Here is an 8,825-nt window from a genome sequence, read left to right on the forward strand (position 1 = left end):
AACTATGATGAAAAACGTGATTTCATTCGAATGAAAGTGGACACCAAAATCACCCTTTCTTTAGATAATAGCGACAAACATGTAACGGGTTTCTGCCGAGACCTCAGCGGCACAGGCATGTTGATAGAAGTGACTGAAAAAGTCATGGAAGGTATCACGTGTAAAACGACTTTGCCTTCTAGTAACGATGCATTTCCTGCATTAGATGCAACAGTGAAAATTCTACGCTGCATCGAAATAGATGAAGGAAAATATCAGCTTGGCACAGAAATCTTAGCTATAAATGGCTAGCTATTCCACTCTATGATTAAACAATCCATTTACACAAATGGTTGAATGGATTGTTTAATCAATAGCTAGCTATAGTATTTAAGGTGAGCATCCAAAGTGAATTCACGTTACGACGTGACTCCCTTTTATTCTGGCATTGATAATTTCTTGGGTGAGATAATCACGCCATTATTATCGGCATAAACGTATTCACCAGGATTGAATACCACACCACCAAATTTAACAGGCACATCAACATCGCCTAAGCCGCGCTTGTCTGTTTTCAAAGGATTCGTCGCTAATGCCTGAACACCTAAGTCTGTTTGCACGATCACATCTACATCACGGATGCAGCCATAAATAACCAAACCTTCCCAGCCATTCTTGACCGCTTTTTCTGCAAGCATGTCCCCTAATAGAGCGTGACGTAAAGAACCACCACCATCGACAACCATAACCTTGCCTGAACCATCGGTATCAACCAGTTCTTTAACTTTAGAATTATCTTCATGGCATTTTACAGTAACGATCTGGCCGCCAAAATTATCTTTGCCACCAAAATTATTAAACATAGGCTCTACTACCTGAACCAATTCTGGATATTCATCACATAAATCTGGAGTAATGTATTGAGTCATTTTCTTTTCCTGTTAACTATAAAATTAAATAATTAAAACCGATAATATAAATATACAGAACTAACCGGCGGTTGGTTTAATTTCTGCCAACCACCCCGATAATTCTGGCCAAACTTCTTTAGCCGCGTCTTTACTTACAATCATATCGATATGGCCAAAGTCACGACTAAAGCCTTCATCTTTTGCTAATAATTTAAACACTTTGTCGTCTGAACCGCATAGCTCATAAAAACGCTGACAATCTTTAGCTGGGTCAGATTGATCATTCTTCCCTACCATTGCTAGCACAGGAATCGTGACGCCCTGCCATTTTGCAAAGAGTGGCGTCTTGTTATGTTTCAAACGCCAGCGACCAAGCAAGCCCAGCCAGCGTAAATATTCTTTAGCGATACCGGAAGGTTCATTCTCAGGCCCAATTTTTAATTTACGACCATCCATTTCAGATTTAAAGGTAAACCATAGTTTACCTAAGGAAGTAACAAACGGAACCTGTAAATACCAGCGGCGACGCACAATTTGAGTGCCCAGTAGCGCAATAGCGGCGACTTCTATTTCGGGTAACGTTCCTGCGGCAATGGCCGTTGAAATCAAAACACCGCCCATTGAATGCCCCATCAATACAAATGACGACCATCCTTGAGACTCAACCAATTCATGTATATCGAATACGAAGTCGGTTAGGTGGTAGTTCGCACCATCGCTTCGATGAGAAGACAACCCATGCCCAGTAATGTCTATTGCCAGAATATAATAATCATTTAGGTATTCAGCAATAGGTTGAAAACTAGCTGCATTGTCTAGCCAACCATGTAATGCCAAAATCATAGGTTTGCTTGGATCACCATAACCAATACCACAAAGAGTGATATTCGAAAGCGGGAATTCTAGAGGTTGTTGCACTTACTTTCCTTTTTTAAACACAAAAAAAAGCGGCAATACATTGCCGCATACTCAGCACTATTTTGCCAAAGTGGCCAATAGTTACCGCTATCTTTCAGTTCTTTTTGTATTAACAGGTTTTGGATAATTTATCACACCACTTGGACGAGTTGCATTACCACTTGAACGAGTTGGATTACCGCCGTTGGTTCCAACTGAGCCACGAATAATAACGCCTCTATGGTAAGGTCGGGGATGATTTATGTACCAGTGTTGGTATGGCCAAACATGTACTCTACCAATATCAATACGCTGCACGTTTTGCCACAAATAATAAGCGCTAACATCTGCTGTTGGGAAAATATATTTATGTTCGCCAACCATTCCCTCTTCCAAACCATTTAACTGTGCGGTAAATGTCATCAAACGTCCAACTTGATAAACCATTGGATCCATAAAGCCCTTAACATGAATTCGATAACGTCCCATGCTTTCTTCGCCAGCAATCGGACGGCCGTAACCATTTAGTGGATAATAAACCATTTCAAATACAGTTGAATCAGGCTTATTTTCGACTTTTGCAATCGCACCACCCCAGCGTAGCATCTTGCCTTTTACTTGCTCTGCTTTTGATGCAGCATCCTCATAAATGACTAATTGAGTCGTATCATCAACCTGAAGTTTGTCTGGAAAAGAAGAGCACCCAGCCAAAAACAAGGCGGCTAATAAAGTGCATATACGAATATTCATAATTATCCTCAGATAGTAAAAACAGGTGTTTGTTGGTCTATTATTTTATTTATAGTAACTGAACAGCTACTGAATTTTAACGTTATTTTGCAATGTATTATTAGAATGAATAGATCAAACGAAAGTATCAACACCCAATAACAGTTGAATGCCCTGACGTTCCTGATCTTTAGCCATACTTTGGTAAGCGGCTATAGCAGATTTTTCATTCAAGCTATTACTAGAAAGAGAGTCAGCTTGTTGATTAAAAGATGCGGCTTTTTCAAATGTTTCGCTGTCACCGGCGCGAATAATTGATACTTGAGGGCTTGGCTGATTTTCATCGTGACTTTTCTCTGATTTAACAACACGCGGTTTATCCCGCGAAGAACGGGCAATATCGGATGCTTTTAATAATGATAGCGAGTCTATACTCAACAACTTATCCTATTATTTAGAAACAATGGTAAAAAAACCTTCACCCTGCTTTAACTTAAAAATTAATACAAGAATTGTTCCAGATCGTACCAGCTAACAATCATTCTCTACCTGGCAGCTTTTTCCATGTCACCTTGTCACGTAAGTATACTGGTTCGATGTCTTCCACTTCAGTTGCAAACCCACTAGTAATTAAAGACTTAGCTAAGGGCAGCATATACAGAGCATTGGGATACAAGATATCAGCTAAGACATTAACTTTGGCTGCAGCACCTAACTGCGGATAAGCTTGCCAACCAGTGCCAACACCAGCCACTTCTGCGTTATGCTTGAGTATTTCTGCGCCTTGCTCTGGGGGTAAGACTTGTTCAACACCCACCAATGTCATGACATTATTTTCAAGATGATACTGGCCAAAATATACTTCTGACATACGTGCATCGATCGCTGCAGTTACTTGTACAGTCTGATGTTGTGTGTAGGCTTGTTGCGCCATAGCAGCTAAGGTTGATATACCCACGACTTTATGACCGGTGCCTAGTGCCAATCCTTGTAACACACCAGTCGCAATACGTACGCCAGTAAAACTACCAGGACCACGACCAAAGGCTAAATAGTCCAGGTCTTGAAGCGTCACTTTGGCTTCTTTTAACACTTCATCAATCATCGGTAATATTCGTTGACTATGTTGTTGCGGACAAACTTCAAATCGGCTAAACACTTGTTCACTGACCTCAAGGGCGACTGAACAAGCCTCAGTGGCAGTATCGATAATTAAAATATTCATGATTCGCTCTCAATTTGATCTTTGTCGCTGTGAATGTCTTGCAAAAAATCCACTGCTTTTTGTAAGTCTCGGGTTCGATGCATATCTGGCAGACTGCCCATAAAAATTTTACCGTAGTCTTTGGTCACCAGACGGTTATCACAAATCACCAACACACCCTTATCTGTTTCATCTCTAATTAATCGCCCTGCCCCTTGTTTTAAGGCAATAGCGGCTTGGGGTATTTGTAACTGAGAAAAGGGGTTTCCACCACTTTTACGGCAATCTTCTATTCGAGCCTGTAACAATGGATCATCTGGTGAAGCAAAAGGTAATTTATCAATTAACACACAGGTCAAATCGTCACCTCGCACATCCACCCCTTCCCAAAAAGCGCCTGTGCCTAACAACACTGCATTTTTGTTCTCAATGTAACTTTCCAGCAATGCTCGTTTGGTTGTCGAGCCCTGAACTAAAATAGGGTTGTCGATCTTATCTTTTAACTGATCGGCAATGGCATTAAGTGTGGCATGGCTGGTAAACAACAAGAAACAACGACCACGACTCGCTTTAACTAGTTTGATAGAAATATCCAACAAGGTAACGCGCATTTCCCGAGCATTAGGCTCAGGTAAAAAGCGTGGCACACATAACATTGCTTGGTTAGGGTAATCAAAAGGACTGTCTAAGGACAAAGTAGTAGCATTATCTAAGCCCATTTGTCGTTGAAAATGTTTAAAGCCACCATCAACCATTAAGGTAGCAGAAGTAAACACCCAACTGCGTTTGGGCTCTGCTATAAAATCGGCAAATTTTTGCGATATACTCAGAGGGGTTAAATGCAACACAATATGCCGCATTGTTGTTTCGTACCAGAGGCTCACCCCCTGTTGTGTGGTATCAGTTAAACGCGCTAACTTACCCTTTATTTCTGACACACGTTCAAAAATACTGTCTAGATCTTTATCGCGCCCCACATGTAATTTAAGCACTTCGTAGAACACTTCTAGACTGTCAGTTAACTTACTGATTTGTGTTTGTACATCGCCACGAGACAACATTTGACGCCAATTACCCTTGGCTGGATTTTCGGGAAATAAAATACGTAGATCGGCTGCAATCATTTTGCATTTTTCTGCAGCACTTTGTAGTTGTTTGGCATCTTTTAGTACAGTGCGATACACCACTTCAACGTCGCGGCTAATGTCATGCATTTGCCTGCTTGAAAACGTCTCACCAAAATACTCACTGACTATATCAGGTATTTGATGGGCTTCATCAAAAATAACTAAATCGGCATCGGGAATAAGCTCACCAAAACCGGTATCTTTTAGTGCCATATCAGCAAAAAACAAATGGTGATTAACTACAACCACATCGGCATCTAAGGCTTTACGACGTGCTTTGACCATATAACAGTCTTCATAATCTGGGCATTCTTTACCCAAACAGTTGTCTGCTGTCGAAGTCACAAAAGGCAATACTTTAGCGTCTTCAGGCAATGACTTCATATCGCCCATATCACCCGACTTAGTAGTCGACGCCCATTCTCGCACTTGGGTTAATTCTGTTAGAGTTTGCCTATCAATTAACGAGCTATTCCCACCATGCTGCCTTAGCCGATGTAAACATAAATAATTGGCTCGGCCCTTTAGTAAAGCTGTTTTACTATTTGAAGCAAGCGCCTTTTTTATCAGTGGCAAGTCACGATGAAAAAGTTGCTCCTGCAGGTTTTTAGTCCCTGTGGAGACAATAGTTTTTCTCTCAGACAAAAGAGCGGGAGCTAAATAAGCAAAGGTTTTACCTGTGCCAGTTCCCGCCTCTACAATTAGCGGAGCCTTCTTTTTGATAGTGTCTTCAACTGCCACTGCCATATCGGTTTGTGCTTGGCGCGGCACAAACCCTTCGATAGCTTCAGAAAGCTTGCCATCGACAGCAAACAAATAGGATGTTTTGGACATAGCGCCTTAATGAATAATGAGGATGTAAAAAAAGTAGGTCGCGATTATGCCAAAAAGCATGACAACTAACGAGTGAAAAGTTTCCTAACAAACACAACTTCCCTTGCCTATTTTTGTTTTCATGTTATTTTTTGCGACAAATTATTAAAGAGTCCTTTGTATGCCAAAAGCCAGTGAAATTAAAAAGAACGCCGCCGTTGAACACAATGGCAAAACTTATATTGTTAAAGACATCAATAAAATGACCCCAAGCGGTCGTGCAGGTGCCAGTTTATATAGAATGCGTTTGTATGAAGTTGGCACTGGCGCAAAGGCAGATGAGAGCTTTAAAGCCGATGAAGTGCTGAATCTTGTGGATTTTCACCGCAACAAAGTGAGTTTTTCCTATGTTGATGGTCAGGAGTATGTGTTTATGGATGACGAAGACTATTCATCTTATTCTTTAGACTCAGACACCATCAGTGAAGAATTACCTTTTATCACTGAAGATACTAAGGGCCTACAAATCTTATTGGTTGAAGAAAAGCCAGTCGGCATTGAACTACCCGCTTCTGTCGAGTTGCTGATAACGGAAACCGACCCATCCATCAAAGGTGCATCAGCTAGTGCGCGTACCAAACCAGCTACATTGTCTACAGGTTTAGTAGTGCAGGTTCCTGAGTACATCGCTAGTGGTGAAAAAATCAAAGTGAATACAACTGAAAGTAAATTTATGGGTCGCGCAGACTCATAGAACTGTTAACCACTGAGGTCACCGGTTACCCTACACAGGTGCCCTCTGTGGTTAATCGTCTTTATCTGCTTTATGCAAACTGATTACTACTGACTTATAGGCTGGGGTATTACTTTTATCAGCGACACTGCTAAGAGGGATCAAGTCATTGGTTTCTGGGTAATAAGCAGCGGCGCAACCACAAGGAATATCGTATTCAACCAGGATAAAATCTTCTATCATTCTGATTTTTATCTGCTCATTCGGCCAATGACTATGAATATCCACTAATTGCCCATTCCTTAAGGCTAAATCGTTTAGGTCATCTGCATTCACAAAAACAACTCGTCGGCTGCCATGAATACCGCGATATCTGTCGTTATCGGTATACACAGTAGTATTAAACTGATCATGACTACGAATGGTCATCATCAGTAAACAGCCTTTTGGCACATGAATGGACTCAATATCATGTACTACAAAATTGGCTTTTCCAGTGGAAGTAACAAACTTTCTATCGTCTCGCACTGCGTTGGGTAACTCAAATTCGCCTAATTCTTCAATCCGTTGGTTAAAGTTTTCGAAGCCGGGTATCACTTTAGCAATACCATCACGAATTAACCGATAGTCATCTCTCATCTGTTGCCAATTAATCTCGCTTTTGGGCAATGTTAACGTGGCTAAATCAGACACAATAGCAACTTCACTTTTTAATAGATTGGAAGCAGGAGGGATCTTACCGTGTGATGTTTGTACTACCCCCATGGAATTCTCCACAGTAACGGTTTGTATACCTGTTGCTTGCTGGTCAATTTCAGTACGACCTAAGGCAGGTAAAATAAGGCCATTTTTACCTGTATACAGATGAGATTGATTTAGCTTAGTCGATACTTGCACTGTTAAGTCGCAATTAGCTAATGCTTGTTTAGTGGCAGTATGATCGGGTGTAGCACGATAAAAATTACCGCCTAACGCAAACAATACTTTTACCTTTCCTTGGGCCATAGCTTGAATACTTTCTAAGGTGTCAAAGCCATGTTCTCTAGGAACAATAAAATCATAGGTTTGCTGCAAAGCGTTTAGAAACGTGGCTGAGGGTTTCTCCCAAATACCCATAGTACGATCACCTTGCACGTTACTATGTCCACGCACGGGGCAAACACCGGCCCCGGGTTTGCCTAAGTTGCCTTGCAACATTAAAAAGTTTGTCATTAGCTGAATATTAGCCACCGCATTTTTATGTTGAGTCATGCCCATAGCCCAGCAACAAATGGTCTTTTTTGAAGCGCATGCAATGTCAGCAGCTTGATTAATTTGTTTTTGGCTTAGACCACTACCCTGTTCAATTTCGGCCCAAGATGTCCCTGTTATGTTTTGTTGAAACTCATCATAACCGTGGCAATATTTTGCAATAAAAGATTTGTCTAAAACATCTTGCCCAGCATCATCTCTTTCAATTAAGGCTTTACATAAACCTTTTAAAAAAGGTACGTCTCCGTTTATTTTTATCGGTAAATACAAATCTCGCAATGCAGTACCTGAACCAATTACACCTTCTACTTCTTGAGGATTTTTAAACCGTTTTAGTCCAGTCTCATCCAACGGATTAATCGATACTATCTTGGCACCTTGGCGTTTGGCTGCTTGTAATGAGCTCAACATTCGAGGGTGATTTGAACCTGGGTTTTGACCAAATACAAAAATAGCATCAGCATGATCAAAATCATCTAAAACAACAGTACCTTTACCTATACCAATGGATTCAGTTAATGCGACACCACTGGCTTCATGGCACATATTTGAACAATCTGGAAAGTTATTAGTACCGTACAGTCGACCAAATAGTTGATATAAAAATGATGCTTCGTTACTGGCTCTGCCGGAAGTGTAAAATTCAGCTTGATCTGGACTTGATAATCCATTTAAGTGCTCTGCGATAAGTGAGAAAGCATCATCCCAACTGACTGCTTCATATTTATCTGTTTTTTGATTATATCTAACAGGTTGCGTTAAGCGCCCTTGGTATTCAAGCCAATAATCACTTTGCTTTAATAACTGGCTTACAGTATGTTCTGCAAAAAATTTAGCATCTACTTTTTTAGAGGTAGACTCCCAAGCGATAGCTTTAGCGCCATTTTCACAAAAATGTAAAAAGCCCTCTTGTTTATCGCCCCAAGCACATCCAGGGCAATCAAAACCATCTTTAGTATTGGCAATAAGTAAATTTTTAAGGTTGGTTTGTGGCTGCTGACTTTTAATAATATGTTTTAACGTTGATTTTAAAGAAGAAAAGCCACCCGCTTTTGCTGGTTTATGATGTGATGATTTATTTGAATTATTATTTGTCATGTTATCTTTCATATTATCCACAGAACCAAACCTCAGCCATTTTAGAGATAGCTCAAAGCACAAACTTACTTATAAGTGTATTG

9 protein-coding genes are annotated in these 8,825 nt (G+C 40.6%); 2 read left to right on the plus strand and 7 right to left on the minus strand.

Going from position 1 to position 8,825, the window contains the following annotated elements:
- Window positions 1-291 (plus strand): PilZ domain-containing protein (locus tag QZ488_RS20090; RefSeq protein WP_293752096.1); only part of this gene is annotated, 291 nt, incomplete at its 5' end.
- Window positions 292-416: 125 nt separating this feature from the next.
- Here QZ488_RS20090 and rraA read toward each other — a convergent pair.
- The 6 genes from rraA to QZ488_RS20120 all read right to left on the minus strand — a co-directional run bounded on the left by rraA (window position 417) and on the right by QZ488_RS20120 (window position 5,681).
- Window positions 417-908, minus strand: coding sequence for a ribonuclease E activity regulator RraA (gene rraA, locus QZ488_RS20095; RefSeq protein WP_293752098.1), 492 nt, complete (start codon window positions 906-908; stop codon window positions 417-419).
- 60 nt (window positions 909-968) lie between these two features.
- Window positions 969-1,808 carry an alpha/beta fold hydrolase gene (locus QZ488_RS20100; protein WP_293752100.1) on the minus strand — a complete coding sequence of 280 codons (840 nt, stop codon included), beginning with the start codon at window positions 1,806-1,808 and terminating at the stop codon, window positions 969-971.
- Between the two features lie 87 nt (window positions 1,809-1,895).
- Window positions 1,896-2,537 (minus strand): Slp family lipoprotein, encoded by a 642-nt coding sequence (locus tag QZ488_RS20105; protein WP_293752102.1) that lies wholly within the window; start codon window positions 2,535-2,537, stop codon window positions 1,896-1,898.
- Window positions 2,538-2,651: 114 nt separating this feature from the next.
- Window positions 2,652-2,954 carry a hypothetical protein gene (locus QZ488_RS20110; RefSeq protein ID WP_293752104.1) on the minus strand — a complete coding sequence of 101 codons (303 nt, stop codon included), beginning with the start codon at window positions 2,952-2,954 and terminating at the stop codon, window positions 2,652-2,654.
- Window positions 2,955-3,054: 100 nt separating this feature from the next.
- Window positions 3,055-3,741 carry a tRNA (adenosine(37)-N6)-threonylcarbamoyltransferase complex dimerization subunit type 1 TsaB gene (tsaB, locus tag QZ488_RS20115; protein ID WP_293752106.1) on the minus strand — a complete coding sequence of 229 codons (687 nt, stop codon included), beginning with the start codon at window positions 3,739-3,741 and terminating at the stop codon, window positions 3,055-3,057.
- The gene (locus tag QZ488_RS20120) at window positions 3,738-5,681 is read right to left on the minus strand and encodes an ATP-dependent DNA helicase (RefSeq protein ID WP_293752107.1); all 1,944 of its coding nucleotides are present in this window, start codon (window positions 5,679-5,681) and stop codon (window positions 3,738-3,740) included. The genes tsaB and QZ488_RS20120 overlap by 4 nt, the downstream gene beginning before the upstream one ends.
- 160 nt (window positions 5,682-5,841) lie before the next feature.
- Between QZ488_RS20120 and yeiP the strand changes: the two genes are divergently transcribed.
- On the plus strand, window positions 5,842-6,414 hold the full coding sequence (yeiP, locus tag QZ488_RS20125) for an elongation factor P-like protein YeiP (RefSeq protein WP_293752109.1): 573 nt from the start codon (window positions 5,842-5,844) through the stop codon (window positions 6,412-6,414).
- Window positions 6,415-6,465: 51 nt separating this feature from the next.
- Here the strand turns inward: yeiP and QZ488_RS20130 are convergent, their stop codons facing one another.
- Window positions 6,466-8,742, minus strand: a complete 2,277-nt coding sequence (locus QZ488_RS20130) for an FdhF/YdeP family oxidoreductase (RefSeq protein WP_293752111.1) — start codon at window positions 8,740-8,742, stop codon at window positions 6,466-6,468.
- Between the last annotated feature and the right edge of the window lie 83 nt (window positions 8,743-8,825).

This window comes from uncultured Paraglaciecola sp. (genome assembly GCF_913020055.1).
Classification (GTDB): Bacteria; Pseudomonadota; Gammaproteobacteria; order Enterobacterales; family Alteromonadaceae; genus Paraglaciecola.

Bases quoted from the DNA above. Each gene is read 5' to 3' on its own strand.
- rraA (WP_293752098.1), bottom strand. From the start codon at position 908: ATGACTCAATACATTACTCCAGATTTATGTGATGAATATCCAGAATTG.
- QZ488_RS20105 (WP_293752102.1), bottom strand. From the start codon at position 2,537: ATGAATATTCGTATATGCACTTTATTAGCCGCCTTGTTTTTGGCTGGG.
- tsaB (WP_293752106.1), bottom strand. From the start codon at position 3,741: ATGAATATTTTAATTATCGATACTGCCACTGAGGCTTGTTCAGTCGCC.
- QZ488_RS20120 (WP_293752107.1), bottom strand. From the start codon at position 5,681: ATGTCCAAAACATCCTATTTGTTTGCTGTCGATGGCAAGCTTTCTGAA.
- yeiP (WP_293752109.1), top strand. From the start codon at position 5,842: ATGCCAAAAGCCAGTGAAATTAAAAAGAACGCCGCCGTTGAACACAAT.
- QZ488_RS20130 (WP_293752111.1), bottom strand. From the start codon at position 8,742: ATGACAAATAATAATTCAAATAAATCATCACATCATAAACCAGCAAAA.